At 73.2% G+C, this 16,459-nt stretch carries 14 protein-coding genes; 11 read left to right on the top strand and 3 right to left on the bottom strand.

The features are described from left to right. Window positions 1-17: 17 nt before the first annotated feature. Genes OIE53_RS10950 through OIE53_RS10940 form a run of 3 tightly spaced genes read left to right on the top strand, consistent with a single transcriptional unit; the run spans window position 18 to window position 4,700 of the window. Window positions 18-707 (top strand): DUF4255 domain-containing protein, encoded by a 690-nt coding sequence (locus OIE53_RS10950; protein WP_327026496.1) that lies wholly within the window; start codon window positions 18-20, stop codon window positions 705-707. Then, complete coding sequence (locus OIE53_RS10945; RefSeq protein ID WP_327026495.1) at window positions 704-2,836, top strand: AAA family ATPase; 2,133 nt, start codon at window positions 704-706, stop codon at window positions 2,834-2,836. The genes OIE53_RS10950 and OIE53_RS10945 overlap by 4 nt, the downstream gene beginning before the upstream one ends. A gap of 13 nt (window positions 2,837-2,849) precedes the next feature. Then, the gene (locus OIE53_RS10940; protein ID WP_327026494.1) at window positions 2,850-4,700 is read left to right on the top strand and encodes an eCIS core domain-containing protein; all 1,851 of its coding nucleotides are present in this window, start codon (window positions 2,850-2,852) and stop codon (window positions 4,698-4,700) included. Between the two features lie 50 nt (window positions 4,701-4,750). Here the strand turns inward: OIE53_RS10940 and OIE53_RS10935 are convergent, their stop codons facing one another. Both OIE53_RS10935 and OIE53_RS10930 read right to left on the bottom strand, forming a co-directional pair. After that, on the bottom strand, window positions 4,751-6,334 hold the full coding sequence (locus OIE53_RS10935; protein ID WP_327026493.1) for a hypothetical protein: 1,584 nt from the start codon (window positions 6,332-6,334) through the stop codon (window positions 4,751-4,753). 152 nt (window positions 6,335-6,486) lie between these two features. Next, window positions 6,487-7,461 carry an alpha/beta hydrolase gene (locus OIE53_RS10930; protein ID WP_327026492.1) on the bottom strand — a complete coding sequence of 325 codons (975 nt, stop codon included), beginning with the start codon at window positions 7,459-7,461 and terminating at the stop codon, window positions 6,487-6,489. Between the two features lie 242 nt (window positions 7,462-7,703). On the opposite strand from OIE53_RS10930, the gene OIE53_RS10925 reads away from it, so the two are divergent. The 4 genes from OIE53_RS10925 to OIE53_RS10910 all read left to right on the top strand — a co-directional run bounded on the left by OIE53_RS10925 (window position 7,704) and on the right by OIE53_RS10910 (window position 10,480). Beyond that, window positions 7,704-9,242, top strand: coding sequence for a phage tail sheath family protein (locus tag OIE53_RS10925; RefSeq protein ID WP_327026491.1), 1,539 nt, complete (start codon window positions 7,704-7,706; stop codon window positions 9,240-9,242). Between the two features lie 59 nt (window positions 9,243-9,301). After that, window positions 9,302-9,745: a phage tail protein gene (locus tag OIE53_RS10920; protein WP_203869023.1), complete on the top strand. Its 444-nt coding sequence runs from the start codon at window positions 9,302-9,304 to the stop codon at window positions 9,743-9,745. Window positions 9,746-9,854: 109 nt separating this feature from the next. Continuing rightward, window positions 9,855-10,325 (top strand): hypothetical protein, encoded by a 471-nt coding sequence (locus OIE53_RS10915; RefSeq protein WP_327026490.1) that lies wholly within the window; start codon window positions 9,855-9,857, stop codon window positions 10,323-10,325. Continuing rightward, window positions 10,322-10,480 carry a DUF6760 family protein gene (locus OIE53_RS10910; RefSeq protein ID WP_327026489.1) on the top strand — a complete coding sequence of 53 codons (159 nt, stop codon included), beginning with the start codon at window positions 10,322-10,324 and terminating at the stop codon, window positions 10,478-10,480. Before OIE53_RS10915 ends, OIE53_RS10910 begins: the two co-directional genes overlap by 4 nt. A gap of 581 nt (window positions 10,481-11,061) precedes the next feature. Here the strand turns inward: OIE53_RS10910 and OIE53_RS10905 are convergent. Next, on the bottom strand, window positions 11,062-11,217 hold the full coding sequence (locus OIE53_RS10905) for a hypothetical protein (RefSeq protein ID WP_327026488.1): 156 nt from the start codon (window positions 11,215-11,217) through the stop codon (window positions 11,062-11,064). A 1,927-nt stretch (window positions 11,218-13,144) separates the two neighbouring features. Here OIE53_RS10905 and OIE53_RS10900 point away from each other — a divergent pair. The 4 genes from OIE53_RS10900 to OIE53_RS10885 are packed head-to-tail and all read left to right on the top strand — an operon-like array spanning window position 13,145 to window position 16,441. Then, window positions 13,145-13,384 (top strand): hypothetical protein, encoded by a 240-nt coding sequence (locus OIE53_RS10900; protein ID WP_327026487.1) that lies wholly within the window; start codon window positions 13,145-13,147, stop codon window positions 13,382-13,384. Then, a complete protein-coding gene (locus OIE53_RS10895; protein ID WP_327026486.1) occupies window positions 13,381-13,809 on the top strand; it encodes a phage tail protein in 429 nt (142 codons plus the stop codon). The genes OIE53_RS10900 and OIE53_RS10895 overlap by 4 nt, the downstream gene beginning before the upstream one ends. Before the next feature lie 41 nt (window positions 13,810-13,850). Then, entirely contained in the window at window positions 13,851-14,618 is a 768-nt protein-coding gene (locus OIE53_RS10890) for a CIS tube protein (protein WP_327026485.1), read from the top strand. A 5-nt stretch (window positions 14,619-14,623) separates the two neighbouring features. Then, window positions 14,624-16,441, top strand: coding sequence for a VgrG-related protein (locus tag OIE53_RS10885; RefSeq protein ID WP_327026484.1), 1,818 nt, complete (start codon window positions 14,624-14,626; stop codon window positions 16,439-16,441). Window positions 16,442-16,459 lie beyond the last annotated feature (18 nt).

Raw genomic sequence — 16,459 nt, 5'->3', positions numbered from 1 at the left:
ACGATGGGAGTGGACGGGTGATACACGAGGTCGACGAGGGACTGCGCGGGCTGGTCCTGGAGGAGATGATGGCGGGTACCGGTGCGGAGGTGTCGTTCGACCCGCCCACCCGGGAGTGGGCGGCCCGACGCAACGCGCCGACGGTGAATCTGTTCCTCTACGACATCCGGGAGGACCGGTCACGGCACTTCCAAGGTCGGGTCGCCGAGCGGGACGCCACCGGCCGGACGGTGGCCTGGCACGACTCGCCGCACTTCTACGCGCTGTCCTACCTGCTGACCGCGTGGACCAACCGGCCCACCGACGAGCACCGGCTGCTCGCCACCCTGCTGGCCGGTCTGGTCCGGTACGACGAACTGCCGGCCGCCCGGCTGACCGGTTCACTGGCGACGCTGAGCCTGTCGGTGCCGATGTCGGTCGCCGCACCCCCCGGTGAGGGGCGGGCGCTGGCCGACGTGTGGAGCGCGCTCGGTGGAGAACTGAAACCCTCGCTGGACCTGGTGATCATCGCGCCGGTGTCCACCCGCCGGATCCCGGCCGCGCCACCGGTACAGGAGCGCACGGTGCTGGTCGGCGACACCTCCGGGCGGCCGGCGGGCCTGCGTACCCGCACCGGCCCGGCCCGACAACGGACCGACGGCGGGGCGGAGCGGGCCGCGACCGGTCCCGACGATCGGCGACCGAGCCAACGGGACGACCGGCGGTGAGCGGCGCGGACGACACGGCGTACCTGTGGGAGCGGCTCGGACTGGTCGCGGCGCGGGTGGCCCGACTGGTCGCCGATCGCCGCCGGGACGACCCCCAACCGGACGACCCCTTCCGGGGCCTGTACCTGGCGCCTGACGACATCGACCGGCTGATGGCCCGGTCTGGCGGACCCGAGCCGGTGGATCCGGCGGGGGAGCGGGCGGACGGGGCCGGGACCGAATCCCGCCTCCGGCGGCTGGCAGCCGCCTTCGGTCTCACCGGACTGGACGTCGAGGTGCTGCTCGTGGCGCTGCTACCCGACGTCGACGCCCGGTACGAGCGGCTCTACGGCTATCTGAACGACGACGTCAGCCGACGCCGGGCGACCGTGGGGCTGGCCCTGGAACTGTGCGGAAGGTCGCCGGGGGAGGCCGCCGACCGGGCCCGGTTCGCCGGCTGGGCGCCTCTGATCGCCGGCGGGCTGCTGCTGGTCGAGCACCCGGACCAGCCGTACCTGTCCCGTGCGCTGCGGGTGCCCGACCGGGTGGCCGCGCACCTGCTCGGCGACGACATGCCGGACGCCCGGCTGGCCGAGGTGGCCTGGCCGACGGCCGACCAGGCCACCGCCGCGTACGCCGACGCCTCGGACGGGTCGGGCCGGACGGACAGCTCGGAGTGGACCGGAACCGTCGCGCGGCTCGGCGCGGCGCTGCGCTGCGGGGTGGACCTGGGCTACCTGCAGGAGCGTCCCGGCTGCGCCGCCGACGACCTGGCCGTCGCGGCGCTGCTCCGGGCCGGCCGATCGGTGCTCCGGCTCGACCTGGACGCGTTGGCCGCCGACCCCGCTCCCGCCGAGGCGCTGGCCGCGACGGTGCGGGAGGCCCGGCTGCGGGGCGCCGGCCTGGTGGTCGGCCCGGTGCAGGCCCTGGATCCGGTCGGCCGGCCGGAGCACGCCCGGCTGCTTCGCCGGGTCGCCGACCAGCCGGTGCCGGTGCTGCTCACCGGGTCGGCCGAGTGGGATCCACACTGGACACGTCGGGCACCGCTGCTGGTCACCGCCCCGCCGCTGGACGAGCGGGGTCGGGCCCAGCTGTGGCGGGCGGCCGGTGGGGCGCGGGACGCGGACCGGCCCGCCGGTTGGCTCGACGGCGTGGACCCGGCGCGCGAGTTGGCGCCGTACCTGCTGGGCCCGGACCAGGTGCGGCGGGCCGCGCAGGCCGCCGACCAGCTGGCCCTCTTCGCCGGCGCCGACCGGATCGACGCCGACCACCTGCGCGCCGGGGTACGCGGGCAGAACGCCGGCGGCCTGGCCCGGCTGGCCCGGCGGATCGAACCCGGGGTCGACTGGACCGACCTGGTGCTTCCCGGTTCGGTCGAGGACCAGTTGCGCGAGCTGGCGCTGCGGGTGCGGTACCGAGACCGGGTGCTGGGCCGGTGGCGGATGCGCCCCGGCGGCGGGCGAGGGCGGGGGGTGCTGGCGTTGTTCGCCGGTGACTCCGGCACCGGCAAGACCATGTCGGCGGAGGTGGTCGCCGCCGACCTCGGCCTGGACCTGTACGTCGTGGACCTGTCCACCGTGGTGGACAAGTACGTCGGCCAGACGGAGAAGAACCTGGAACGGATCTTCACCGAGGCGGCCGAGGTCAACGGCCTGCTGCTCTTCGACGAGGCGGACGCCATCTTCGGCAAACGGTCGGAGGTCAAGGACGCTCGCGACCGGTACGCCAACCTGGAGAGCGCCTACCTGCTGCAACGGATGGAGTCCTTCGACGGCGTCGCGGTGCTCACCACGAACCTGCGTGCCAACCTGGACGAGGCGTTCACCCGACGGCTCGACCTGATCGTCGACTTCGCCATGCCGGACGTGGCGCAGCGGCGGGCGCTCTGGGACCGCTGCCTCGGCACCGAACTGCCCCGCGACCCCGACCTGGACCTGGACTTCTGCGCCCGCCGCTTCGAGTTGGCCGGCGGCAGCATCCGGGCATGCGTGGTGACCGCCGCGTACCTGGCTGCGGAGGCCGGCCGACCGGTGCGGATGGCGGACCTGGTCGGCGCGGTGCAGCGGGAGTACCGCAAGCTCGGCCGACTGCTGCTGGAGAGCGAGTTCGGCGCGCATCAACCACGCGGGGAACCCGCGCGGATCCACTGACGAGAGGGCAGCGATGCGAGCACACGATCCGGCTGGCCGTGACGTCTCGGCCCGCCCCGTCACCCCGGCCCGGTCGGAGACCACCGGCGCCGAGCAGGCCCGGCCGGAGACGGGTGCGGTGCCCGTCGGGCCTGCCGGCGTCGGGCCGGGCGGTGCGGCGGCCAGGATCCTGGACCTGCAACACCGGGCCGGTAACGCCGCCGCCACCCGCGCGGTGCAGCGGATGCGCTGCGCCGACCCGGACCACGGCCACGAGTCGGAGCCGGTGCAGCGGTCGGCGGTGACCGAGGTGCTGCGCTCGCCCGGCAGCCCACTGGCCGAGCCGGTACGGCGGGACATGGAAGCCCGTCTGGGCGCCGACTTCTCCGACGTACGCCTGCACACCGGTGCGCTCGCCGAACGCTCGGCGGCGGAGGTGGAAGCCCGTGCCTTCACGTCGGGACCGCACGTGGTGCTCGGCCGGGGCGGGAGCGACCGGCACACCCTGGCCCACGAACTGACCCACGTCATCCAGCAACGTTCCGGCCCGGTCGCCGGTACCGAGGACGGTAACGGCCTACGGGTCTCCGACCCGGGCGACGCCTTCGAGCGGGCGGCGGAGGCCAACGCCCATCGTGCCCTGAGCACACCGCCGCCCGTACATGAGGTCCATCCGGTGTCGCAGGCGGCCGGGTCCGCACCCACGGAGTCGGCGACGGGCACACCGTCCGTCCAGCGGGTCACCGCCGACGAACTGCACCGGGAACCGGCCGGCCCGTCGGTCCAGGTCCGGGGGCCACGCCGGTCGCACTCGAGACGGCGCCCCGCCACCCAGGTGGAAGACCCGACCACCTGGACCGAGCTGGAGGCCGCCTACCATGCGGCTACCGGGCGGACCCCGCACAAGCAGCGCATCACCCTCGACACGGACCTGACCTCGCAGAGTGAGATGAGTCCACTGGGAACGGGATATGACCTCGGCACCGCGTTGACCAACGTGGCCCTACAGGCGGGTGTCTCGATGACCGGCGGTGCCACCGGTGCCCGCAGCAACGCCGAGATGATGGAGCAACTGGGTCGCCGGGACCCGGCGTCCCTGCCGTACTGGCAGGCCCAGGACGCGCGGGACCAGCAGCTCGCCACCGATGCGGTGGACCGGGCCACGCAGTACGCGAACGAGTCCGGCGACGAGAACGCGCAGGCCCGGCGGGACGTCACGGCCGCCATGCTGCGGGGGGTCCCGATGCCGGCGGCCGACGCGACGGACATGCTCCTGACCGTCAACGACGGTCTGGTCATCGGCGGAGCGCATCATGAGGAACCGTTCTTCGCCTGGGCGGTCGAACACATGGAGCGGCTGCACAACAACGGGGTGCAGACGATGTATCTGGAGTCGCTCCGGGAGGACGTGCACCAGCGCCTGGTCGACGCGTACCTCGCCGGCGGCGAGATGAGCCGGGAGCTGAGCAACTTCTGCGACAGCTACCGGGCGAGGTTCGCCGTCGACCTCGCCGGGTTCTTGGCCAAGGCGCGAAGCACGGGTATGCGGGTAAAGGGCACCGGCGGTCGGCCCGCGCGCCGCGTCGGCACGAACATCCACAGCCGCGCCGTTCTGCTGAACACCTATGGTGAACAGGTGGTCCGGCGGGACCGGGCGCAGACCGTAGCCTCGGGCGGCCAACCGGGCAAGTACCTGATGCAGGCCGGCGAGTCGCACGCCCGTACCCACGTAAATGCCCAATCGACCCCGGCGATCGCGGGCGACGTGGCCCTGCCCGACCGGTTTCCCGGCATCAACGAGTTGCTCGACGTCCCCGCCGTACGGCTCGAAGACGACTCCGACGACGGCAAGATCCTGCGCCCCGTCCCGCCGGAGCCGCGGTGAGTCGAGAGAGCACGGGTCGGGTGTCAGTCCGACCACGGTCGAGGCCGGCCTCACCGGGGGCCGGCCTCGATCCGGTCCGGGTCGTCGGACTCGGGCCCGGCGGCGGCCGGCAGCTCATCGGCCATGAGCTGCGCGTAGTCCTCGTCGGTGCCGACCAGCGCGTGGAAGATCTCCCGCAGTCTGCGTTCGTCCCTGCCCGCCCGGTTGATCTGCTCGGTCAGTCTGGCGTCCTCCGCCTTGAGCTTGCGCAACCAGTCGCCGTCGAGCGTGACCCGCATGGTGTCCAGCTTGCCCGTCCCGATCTTGTCCTGCTTGAGCCCACCGACGCTGGACGCCGGGTTGGCGGTCGCCTCGGTGGACTTGGCGGTGTGGCGGTATCCGACTGGATTCCTCGGGGCGTTCGGATCCGGTTTGGACAGCCCGATCGCGTGGAGCACCGTGTCCTTCACCGATTCGGGGGCGGTGGTCTCCAGGCCGATCTGGAGCCAGCCGATGTCGCTGGTGGTGGGCGGTTTGTAGATGAGCAGGATGTGACCGTGCAGGCCGTTGGGTAGCACCACGTCGCCGTTGAAGTCACGGCTGCCGATCCCACCGGCCGCGATGTCTGCGCCACGCTCGTCGCGCCGGGGGTACTTGAGGAGTTTGCCGGCCGTCGCCTTCACGCCGCCGACCTCGCGTAGCGTCTCCTCGCTGCCGCCGGTCATGTCGTGCGTGCTGAACGCCCGCTTCGGCAGGTTCCGCATCCCCAACCACTCCGGCAGCGACCTGCCACCGATCGGTTCCGCGGTCTCCGCCCGGGGGATCTCCACCCGGACGTTGACCCGCCCGCCGTGCGCGAGAGCCCGCGCCACGGCTCCGGTGTGGCGTCGCCACTGCCGGTCCGCCGAGTTCTTCCCCTCGGCCCCGGCCACCTCCAGACCCTGTTGGATTATCACGAAGAGCCGCCGGAGCAGCGTGTTGGCCTGCTGGTTCTTCCGGTTGAACTCCTCGATCTGTTGCGCACTGAGTGCTGCGGTGCCCTCCTGGAGGTCCTGGGCGGCGAGGGTGGCCGCGAACGTGTCGCGCACGTCGGTGGTCAGTTCCGCTTCCAGTTCCTCGCGCAGCGGGTCGCCCTCCGGCGCGGACCGCATCATGATGCCCCGGGCCAGCACGTACGCGGGGGTGTCGCGGATACCTCCGGCATCCGCCCGCCTCTGCCAGGCCAGAGTGGCGACGTACAGTCGCTTCCCCGGCGGCAGTTGCAGCCAGTCGTAGTACTTGCTGGCGTCCAGGTACGCCTGTGCCTCCTCGAACGACCCGGTCTCGGCCTGCACCGCGCTGCCCGGACCGGCCCGCTCGATCTCCGCCTGCTCGGCGGTGCTGAGCAGCGGTCCCCGGGACAGGCGCGAGGTGTAGTCCGCTGCCGCCTGCTCGGTCGCGGTCGACTGGGCGTCGCCGGGTGCCCGCTGCACCGGCAGGGCGGGCGCGCTTCCGTACTCACCGGAGAGGGCAGCGGCGACGGCCGCGTTCCCGGCGGCGTGCTGAAGCGCCATGATCGGATGTTCCGGTCGGGCACCGGAGGCGGCGTCACCGCGACGGACCGCCCCTCCCGTACCGCGCTCGCCCTGGTCCTGGCGCCACTCCCCGGCCCGCATCGCGCTCCCTCCGGCCCGCAAGATTTTCTGCCGTTCGCAAGTCTGCGCGCCGGGCGGGCAGTCGACGGTGACCATGAGGGCATATTTCCGGGTAAGGCACGCGGGGCGGATCGGGAACCGGCGGTCGCGTGGGCGGCCATCCGCCACCCCGCTCAGGCCAACCGCAGTGCCCGCTTGAGAAACGTGATCGCCTGGTTGATGGCCGCCTCGGCCGCCTCGGTGCTGCGCAACGCGTCGAGCATCACGAAGTCGTGGATGATGCCCTGGTAGCGGGTCGCCGAGACCTGGACGCCGGCCGACCGCAGCCGGTGGGCGTACGCCTCGCCCTCGTCCCGCAGCACGTCAGCCTCGGCCGTGATGACCAGCGCCGGCGGCAGCCCGGCGAGATGTTCCGGAGTCGCCCGCAGCGGCGAGGCGGCCACCTCGGCCCGGGCCGCCTCGTCCGGCGCGTACTGGTCCCAGAACCAGCGCATCGTGTCCCGACGCAGGTGGAAGCCCTCGGCGAACATCCGGTACGACCCGGTGTCGAAGCGGGCGTCGGTGACCGGGTAGAACAGCACCTGCCCGGCCGGTCTCGGCGTACCGCGTCGCTTCGCCAGCAGCGTCACCGCCGTCGCCAGGGTGCCGCCCACCGAGTCACCGGCCACGGCGATCCGCTCACCGTCCAGGTCGGTCGCGCCCGGGTCGGCGAGCCAGCGCAGCACGGCGTGACACTCCTCGACCGCCACCGGGTAGCACGCCTCGGGCGCCAGGCTGTAGTACGGGAAGACCACCGCGGCCCCGGTTCCGGCGGCCAGTTCCCGGACCAGCCGGTCGTGGGTGCGGCGACTCCCGAGCACCCAGCCGGTGCCGTGCAAGTAGAGGATCACCGGCAGCCGGCCGATGGCACCGGAGGGCCGGACCACCCGCACCACGATCCCACCGCCGGGTCCGCAGGGCACCACCCGCTCGTCCAGGTCGGCCTCCGGCCTGGGCAGATTCCCGGACTGGAGGTCCTCCAGGATCTCCCGGCCCCGATCCGGCCCGAGCTCGTGCAGGTACGGCGGTCGCGCGGTCGCCTCGGCGAACTGGCGGGCGGCGGGTTCCAGCACGATCCCGGCGGGAACGTGTCGCCTGGGGATGGGCATCCGAGCACTCCGGAAATCCGGGCCGCGTACGCGGCGGAGACATTCCGAGGTGTACCCCGGGTACGCGGAGCCTCTCCGGCCCCCGTCCGGAGAGACATCCGCCATCTGACGGCACTCCGGACGGACTGCCCCTTCGGGTAGTGGCCGCTTCCCCGCCGCCCGCCCGTCGAGTCATGGTCGCCGGTGCCGAGCGTGACCAGACTTCTCCTCACGGATAGCCGTCGTGCCCGAGGGAGCGTGTCATGCCGTCGTACCTGTCACCCGGGGTGTACGTGGAGGAGGTGCCGAGCGGCTCGCGCCCGATCGAGGGTGTGGGCACCGCCGTCGCCGCCTTCGTGGGCTTCGCCGCCAGGGGGCCGTTCCACACCCCGACCCTGGTGACCAACTGGAGCCAGTTCGTCCAGACCTTCGGCGGGGCGGTCGACGACGCCTATCTCGCGCACGCGGTGTACGGCTACTTCGCCAACGGTGGCGGCCTCTGCTACGTGGTGCGGGTCGGTGCCCCGGAGGCGACGACCGGGACGGGCCGCACGGCCGCCGGGCCGCCGGTGGCGCTCGGCACCTTCACCGTCACCGCCCTGCCCGGCTCCGGTGACGCCGGTGAGCTCACCGTGGAGGTGGCCGACGTCGAGGGGGAGTCCGTGCCGGAGGACCGGTTCCGGCTGGTCGTCCGGCAGGGCGGCACGGAACGGGAGGCGTTCGACGTCTCCGCTAAGCGCAACACCAAGGCGTACGTGGTCAACCAGGTACGGGAACGGTCCAAGCTGATCGCGATCGAGGAGGCGGCACCGGCGAGTTCGCTGGCCCGGCCCTCGAAGCAGTCGGTGAGCGTACCGCCGGTGCCGACCGAGGAGGCCGGCCTGCCCGCCCGGATCTCCGCCGACGACTACGTGGGTGACGCGGACGCCCGGACCGGCTTCGGCGGACTGGAGGCGGTCGACGAGATCACCATGGTCGCGGTGCCCGACCTGATGTGCGCGTACCAGCAGGGCCGGATCAGCCTCGACGACGTCAAGGCGGTGCAACTGGGGGTCATCTCGCACTGCGAGCAGATGGGCGACCGGATGGCGGTCCTCGACCCGCCGCCGGAGCTGACCGCCCGGCAGGTGCTGACCTGGCGACAGGACGAGGCGGGGTACGACTCCCGGTTCGCCGCCCTCTACTACCCCTGGATCAAGGTGTTCGACCCGGCCAGCGGGCAGCACCGGTTCCTGCCGCCGAGCGGACACGTCGCCGGCCTGTGGTCGCGGACCGACGCGGAACGCGGGGTCCACAAGGCCCCGGCGAACGACGTGCTGCGCGGCGTGATCGAGGTGCAGAACACGGTGACGAAGGGCGAGCAGGATCTGCTCAACCCGGTCGGGGTGAACTGCATCCGCACCTTCGCCGGTCGCGGCATCCGGGTGTGGGGTGCCCGGACCCTCTCCTCGGACCCCGCCTGGCGCTACATCAACGTGCGCCGGCTGTTCAACTACATCGAGGAGTCGATCCTGCTCGGCACCCAGTGGGCGGTCTTCGAGCCGAACGACGAGCGGCTCTGGGGGACGATCCGGCGCAACATCGCCGCCTTCCTCACCGAGGAGTGGCGCGCCGGGGCGCTGTTCGGCAGCACGGCCAGCGAGGCGTTCTACGTCAAGTGCGACCGGGAGACCAACCCGCCGGAGTCGGTGAATCTCGGCCGGGTGGTCTGCGAGGTCGGCGTCTCCCCGGTGCGGCCCGCCGAGTTCGTCGTCTTCCGGATGTCGCAGTACTCCGACAGCACCAGCCTCGTCTCCGAATGACCCGACGCGTACGCACCACAGACCTCGATGTGACGGCTAGGAAAGGACGGTAGCCAGCGATGGCGGAGACGGGCGACACCTTCGTTACCCACCGGTTCCAGGTGGAACTGGGCAAGGCACGGGTCGAATCGGTCCAGGAGGTCAGCGGCCTCACCGTGGAACTCGACGCGATCGAGGTCACCCAGGTCACCCCGACCGGGGAGTACATCATCCGCAAGATCCCGGGGGCCCGGAAGGGCGGCGAGGTGACCATCACCCGCGGCCTGGACAAGAGCAGCGCCTTCACCGAATGGATCAAGGACACCTACGAGAAGGGCGCGATCAACACGGCCCGGCAGAACATCAGCGTGATCATCGTGGACGCGGAGAACGCGGAGCAGCGCCGGTGGGACCTGACCAACGCCTGGGTCAGCCGGTGGGAGGGGCCCAGCCTGCGGGCCGGCGACACCTCCCCGGCCACCGAGAAGATCACGATCGTCTTCGAGGGGATCACCAGTTCCTGAGGTCCACGGCGATCCGTGACCTTCCCCGTGCATCTGCACCGATCCTCTGAAGGGAGGCAGCGACGTTGCCATCCGGCCCGGACGGCCGGGGTGGCACGCCGCGAGGTCGATGAGGCGACGTACCGTTTCGCGCACCGCCCTGGACGAGCCGCCGGACGGCGAGGACCTGGCCCCGGCGGCTGTTCCCACCACCCCGTCCGCCCCGCCCCGGCTGCAGACCGAGTTCTCCTTCGAACTGCCCCGGGGGTACGTCGACGAGACGGGAACCGTGCACCGGGACGGCAGCATGCGGCTGGCCACCGCCCGGGACGAACTCTCCCCGCTGGTCGACCTGAGGGTCAAGGACAATCCCGCGTACCTGTCGGTGGTGCTGCTCAGCATGGTCATCACCCGGCTGGGCACGATCACCGATGTACGGGCCGAGCAGGTGGAGCAGTTGTTCGCCTCGGACCTGGCCTTCCTGCAGGACTTCTACCGGCGGATCAACGCGGAGGGACACAGTCGCGCGGCGGTCACCTGCCCGCACTGCGCCTCGGGCTTCGAGGTGGACCTCGCCGGTGGTCGCCCGGGGGAATCGTGACGTACGCGGCCGACCGGCTCTACGAGGAGGTCGCGTACGTCGCCTACCACTTCCACTGGTCCCGGGACGAGATCCTCGACCTGCGTCACGACGAGCGACGGCGCTACGTCAAGGAGATCGCTGCCATCAACAACCGCGTCAACGAGGGGCGGTGACCGACCATGGGCCTACGAGACCTGTTCCGGCGGCGGGGGGAGCGAGCCCGAACCACCGCGGACCCGGCCCCGGCTCCGGCCCCCGGACCGACCCGGGGCATCGCCGATCCGGGCTGGCGGGACGTGCCACCGATGACCGGTCTGGTCAGCGGTGCCGAGGTGTCGCTCAGCGACCCGGTCGGGTTCCGCAACCGGCTGGCCACCTGGCAGAACCCCGCCTTCCGGAGCCCACCGGCGCACCTGGTCAGCCCCGACGCCCCCAGCGGGTTGGCGCACGACCTGCTCCGTCCGCTCCCACCGGCACCGGCGTCGGCGGCACCGCCCCGGTGGGTCCTACCGGTACTGCGTCGACCCGACAGTGGCCCACCCTCCCCGCCCCTCGCTGAACCGCCTGGACCCGACACCTCTCCGGCGACCGAGGCCGCAGGTGCGCCGCCGACCCGTTCCGCCGCGACCCCGCCCCCCGCGAAAGCGACGCCGGTACGCCCGTCCCCGGCTCGCCGGACCGGTACGCCCTTGACGGTCGCCCGGGTCGCCGCCGCGCCTCGACGACTTCCCAGCACCCTGCCCGACCGCACCGGTCAGTCCGCCCGGCCACCGGCCCCCGCCGCCCGGACCGGTGCGGATCCCGGCGGTTCCCCCGGCAACGCCGCCAGTTCCGGCGCCGCCGCCTCGGCGCCTTCCCCCAGGCCGTCGCGGAGCACCCCGGCGCCGGTCGCCCCGGTCTCCGCCGCCACGGATCCCTCCCCGCTCGGGCCCGGCGCGGCCACCCCGCCTCCGGTCGTCGCGGCGCCGACCGGGCGTGGCCCGGCGTCCGAGGCACCGGACGCGCCGATGTCAGGAGTCCGCCGCACCGGTGCCTCGGGCCCCCGCCTCGGTCTCGGTGAACCCATCGTGTTGCCGGCGCCCGACCCGTCCGCTCCGGCCACGGTGCTCCGGCCGGCTTCGCCCCTGCCCCGGTCGACGCCTCCGGAGTCCGGTGCCGGAAGGTCCGGTGCGGACGCCAGCACCGGGACTCCGCTGCAACGGTCGAGTGTGGACGGCCATCGCACCCCATCGGCACGGCGTACGGCCGGAGCAGCTGAGCCGGACCGAGGTCGACCTGCCGGTCCGTCCGGCGCATCTGGGCGGAGCGGGACCGCGCCGCACGACCGTCCCGGCACCTCTGCGGTGCCCGCTGCTCCCACCGTCCCCGCTAACAGCCCGATCCCGCTGGTCCGACTCGGCCCGTCCGGCCCCGACGCTGCGACGCCACGCCCCAGCCCGACCGCCCCTGGCCCGACCGCCGGGGCAGGCCTCTCCGGCTCCGGCGACGGACCGTCTCGGGGCGTTCCAGCGGGTCCGAGCGGTCCACCGGTCCACCGGCCAGGCCCGCCGTCCGGACCACCAGTCGGCCTCGGGGCCCCGCTCGACCCGGAGGTCCGGCCCCGACTCGTGACCAGGTCCCGACCGCCGGCCGGCTCCGCCCCGACCGACCTGCCCCGACCTTCCGCCAACCCGGCCACCCCTTCCGCCGCCGCACCCGGCTCGTCCGGTCCGTCGACGCCGCGCACGCCGCCGGAGCCGCGCCCGACCCGGAGAGACGGCCCGGCCCGGAGTGGCGGCCCGGCCCGGAGTGGGGGTGCTGCCCCGAGTGGCGGCGCGGTCCCGGCCGGGACCGACGCTGCGGGCCGAGCGGCCCGGTCGGTGCAACGGTCCGGCGAACCGCATTCCCGGCTGCCGGTCGAACGGCCGCACCCCGAGGGGTCCGCCGGGCAATCCCGCACCCGGGTGCCGGCCCTCCGACCGCAGTCCTCGGCTCCGATCACCGACCCGCCGCGTCCGGACCTCACCCTGCCGGCGTCGGTCACCGCCCCGCCGCCACCACACACCACCCTGCCGGCGTCGGTCACCGCCCCGCCGCGTCCGGACCTTGCCCTACCACCTCCGCACAGCACCTCACCGGCCTCGGTCACCACCGCGCCGGCGGCGGATGCCGGGCCGACCGCGAGGCGGGCAGGTCGAGCGGCCCCGGCCCGGGGTGCCGCCGGGAGCGGACCGGCCGGCGGGCGGCCGGACCTGGTTCCGTTGCTCGGCGGACGGCCCGGGCTGCCGATCCTGCGTCGCACCACCGCGACCCCGCCGGGACACCGCGCGGCCTCCGTGACGACGCTGCCCGCCGGCCCGGCCGGACGGGCGGTGCCGATCCGCTGGAGCCGCCCCTCCGGCGGCGGGTCGGACCCGTCGGCCGGCACCGCCACGACGACCGGCCGGACTCCGCCAACCAGCAGGGAGGTACCCGCCATGACGGGTCCCGCAGCAGTTTCCTCCGGCGTCCAGACCCGGACCACCCCGGCCCTGCTCCCTCGGCCGACACCCACGCGACCACTCCGCCGGCAGGTCGCCGGTCCGCGACCGGCGTCCGCCGTCGCCGTGCCGGTGCCGTCGATGCCCGGCCCGGTTCCGGCTGCCGGAGTCAGGCCGGCGGCGGGCGGTGCCGCCGGGGCCGGAGTCGGAACAGCTCCTGGGAGTGCGGCCTCCTTCCGAACGGCTGACGCCGCGCTGCCGGTGCAGCGGGCCTCGCACGCCTGCACCGCCGGCAGCACTCCGACGCCGACGCCGCCCCGGTCCGGACCGGCTGTTCAGAAGCGGTCGGCTACGGCCGACCCACCGACCGCCGGCCGGGTGAGGAGCACCGGCAGCACCGGTACGACGGCGGGTTCGGACCCCACGGGCGGTCGCCCGCGCGGCTCCTCGGGCCCGGGACGTGAGGAGCGCGAGAGCGCCGAACGGTTCCACCATCTGGACCGCCGGGCACTGGACGAACTGGCCCACCGCCTCGTCGAACCGATCTCCCGGCTGCTGCGGGCCGAACTCCGGCTGGGCCGGGAGCGTACCGGCCGATGGCTGGACGGTGCCCGATGACCGGTACCGATCCGGGCACCAGTGTCCACTTCCGACTCCGCATCGACGGGATCGACCTCGGCGACTGGAACTCGTGCGACGGGCTCGGCTGCGAGGTCGAGGTGGAGCAGCACCAGGAGGGCGGAAACAACGGCTTCGTCTGGCAACTGCCGTCCCGGGTGCGCTACACCAACGTCACCCTCACCCGGCCGCTGATTCCGGACACGGCCAAGGTGGCCCGCCTGCTCTCCACCCTGCCTCAGGGAATTACCCGGGGCACCGCCCAGATCGCGGCACTGCGGCCCGACCGGGCCCTGCTGGTGCAGTGGGGCCTGGCCGACGTCGTACTCGTGCGCTGGACCGGTCCGTCCTTCGGGCCCAGTCGCTCCGAGGCGGCGACGGAGAGCATCGAACTCGCGTACAACGGTTTCCTGGAGGTGGGCTAGGTGCCGCGCCCAGGGTGCCGGACCGGTACGGCGGTGGCGTCATGACCAGACCGACCGGCAAGGTCTCCGCGTTCCTCCAGCGCTACCAGCCGCCACAGGGCGGCGGCAACCGGCCCGGCGGCCGGCTCGACGGCCCGATCGTCTTCATGTTCAACCCGAACCAGTTGACCCTGACCAAGTCGGCGGCCTGGATCCCGCACGTGGTCCGCGGCGCGGAGCAGGTCGGGATTCCGGAGTTCAGCGGCTCGGAGCCGCGCACCCTCTCCCTGACGGTGTTCCTCGACGTGACCGACACACACGGCCGTACCGTGCAGCAACGGGTCGAGACCCTGCTGTCCTGCTGCACGCCGACCATGGCCAGCATCGCGGCCAAGGCGCCGTCGCCACCGTGGGTGAAGTTCACCTGGGGCCAGTTCCAGACCGTCTCGTTCTACTCGTACGTCAGCCAGGTCACCGCGACGTACACCCTGTTCAACAGCTCCGGTACCCCGCTGCGGGCGACCTGCGACCTGACCCTGACCGAGATCAGCGGCAGCAAGCCCGGCCAGAACCCCACCTCCGGCGGTCGCTCCGCCCGACGAATGCACCGGGTGGTCGACGGCGACTCGCTGCCGCTGCTCGCCCACCGGGAGTACGGCGACCCGACGGTGTGGCGGGTCATCGCGGAGGCGAACGACCTCGACGACCCGACCCGGCTCCGCCCCGGCACCGAGCTGCTGCTGCCCGCCGCCGACGAGTTCCGGCCCGTGCCGTCCCGCGACCTGGGCCCGCCGGCCGGGACGGTCGCCCTCGCTGGCGAAGGTAGGTAGATCGCGTGTCCGAGGGGAACCTCACCAATCTGCTCAAGGTCGGCCTGCCGGTGGACGAGCTTCCCGATCCGTGGGCGGACGAGTTGGTGTACGGCTCCGTCGACGACGGCTCCGGGGTACCGGCGGCGGCGACCCTGCGCTACCGCGACCCGGGATCCCTGCTGCTGGAGAAGACCGGGATCGAGATCGGCCGCAAGCTGACCGTGGCGGTGCGCACCGGCGACGGCACCGGCGAGACGGCACTGTTCACCGGAGAGGTGGTGACCGCCGAGACGGAGTTCGACGGCACCGGCACCTACACCACCATCCGGGCCATGGATCTGTCGCACCGGCTGATGCGCGGTCGACGGGTCGCCAGCTACCGCAACCAGAAGGCCTCCGACATCGCCCGGGACCTGGCCCGGTCCGCCGGTCTGCCGATCGGCCGGATCGATCCCACCACCGTGGTCTACGAGGTGGTGTCGCAACCGAACGTCAGCGACTGGGAGTTCCTCACCATGCTGGCGGCCGACAACGACGCCGAGGTGGCGGTGGTCGACGGCGAGTTCGAGTTCCGTCGACCCGTCCGCGCCGCCTCCGCCCCGGGCCCGCAGACGACCGCCGAGCGCAGTGACTTCGTCGCGGAGGTGGACGGGAACGTGCTCACCATGCGCGCCACCGTCACCTCGGTCGGCCAGTTCACCGACGTGGAGGTGCGGGGCTGGGATCGCCGGACCCGCCAGCCGGTGATCGGGCGCAGCCCGGTACGCGACAGCGACGAGCTGAGCCTCCCGGTGACCGCCGGGGAGGTGGCGGCCCGGTTCGGTACGGCGGAGATGCTGGTCGCCGACGTGCCGTACGAGACCCTGGCCGAGGTCGGTACGGTGTCCCGCGCCCTGGCCGCCCGGGTGGCGGCCGGCCTCGCCGAACTCGAGGTGACCGTCCGGGGCAACCCGCGGCTGCGGGCCGGTGTGCCGTTCGCGCTGACCGGGGTGGGGCAGCCGTTCGCCGGCAAGTACACCGTGACCACCAGCCGGCACGTCTTCGGCCCGGCGCGGTTCTACCAGACCTGGCTGACGGTAAGCGGCGGCCGGGACCGGTCGCTGTCCGGGCTGGCCGGCGGCGACCGGTCCCCGGCCCGGTCGGCCCGGATGCCGGGACTGGCCATCGGCGTGGTCACCGACGTCAACGCCGCGATGGACCGCAACCACCCGGAACGCCGGGACCGGGGCTGGGTCAAGCTGCGGTTCCCGTGGCTGGACGACAAGTACGAGACCGACTGGGTCCGCACGGTGCAACTCGGCGGGGTCGGCGGTGGCGGGGTCTACTGCCCCGAGGTCGGCGATGAGGTGCTGGTCGGGTTCGAACAGGGACTGCTCGACCGGCCGTACGTGGTCGGTGGGCTTTACAACGGCGTCGACCAGCCCTCGCCGCACGACGTACCGCTGGTCGACCCGACGAGCGGGGCGGTGAACCGGCTCTCGTTCGCCTCCCGCCAGGGCCGGGCCGCCGGCCGCCGGAGCACCGGCAACTGGGTGGAACTGCTCGACGGGCCCACCGCCAACACCCCGCAGGGGGTGCGGATACGCACCCACAGCGGCACCGACAACCTGCTGCTGCACCTGGACCGGGCCGGTACCTCGGTGGTGGTCCGCAGCGACGGCAGCGTGGTGATCGAGGCCAAAACGGAGGTCAGCGTCGAGGGGAGCCGGGGGGTGTCGGTCGAGTCGGGTGGACCGGTCTCGGTCAAGGGCCGGGGCGTGTCGGTGGACGCCGGAGCCGGCGAACTGAAACTCACCGGGGCCAGCGTCGCCGTCAGCGGCCGGGTCGTACGGATCAACTGAGACCACCGCCCCAGCGCC

Origin of the sequence: Micromonospora sp. NBC_01739 (genome assembly GCF_035920385.1) — a bacterium.
In the GTDB taxonomy this organism is placed as follows: Bacteria; Actinomycetota; Actinomycetes; order Mycobacteriales; family Micromonosporaceae; genus Micromonospora.
Note: the sequence above shows the minus strand (reverse complement) of the source record. Positions and strands in the feature narration are given on the sequence as shown.

Coding starts and splice junctions, on each gene's coding strand:
- OIE53_RS10940 (WP_327026494.1), top strand. CDS start 2,850: ATGCGAGCACACGATCCGGCTGGCCGTGACGTCTCGGCCCGCCCCGTC.
- OIE53_RS10935 (WP_327026493.1), bottom strand. CDS start 6,334: ATGCGGGCCGGGGAGTGGCGCCAGGACCAGGGCGAGCGCGGTACGGGA.
- OIE53_RS10930 (WP_327026492.1), bottom strand. CDS start 7,461: ATGCCCATCCCCAGGCGACACGTTCCCGCCGGGATCGTGCTGGAACCC.
- OIE53_RS10925 (WP_327026491.1), top strand. CDS start 7,704: ATGCCGTCGTACCTGTCACCCGGGGTGTACGTGGAGGAGGTGCCGAGC.
- OIE53_RS10920 (WP_203869023.1), top strand. CDS start 9,302: ATGGCGGAGACGGGCGACACCTTCGTTACCCACCGGTTCCAGGTGGAA.
- OIE53_RS10915 (WP_327026490.1), top strand. CDS start 9,855: ATGAGGCGACGTACCGTTTCGCGCACCGCCCTGGACGAGCCGCCGGAC.
- OIE53_RS10895 (WP_327026486.1), top strand. CDS start 13,381: ATGACCGGTACCGATCCGGGCACCAGTGTCCACTTCCGACTCCGCATC.
- OIE53_RS10890 (WP_327026485.1), top strand. CDS start 13,851: ATGACCAGACCGACCGGCAAGGTCTCCGCGTTCCTCCAGCGCTACCAG.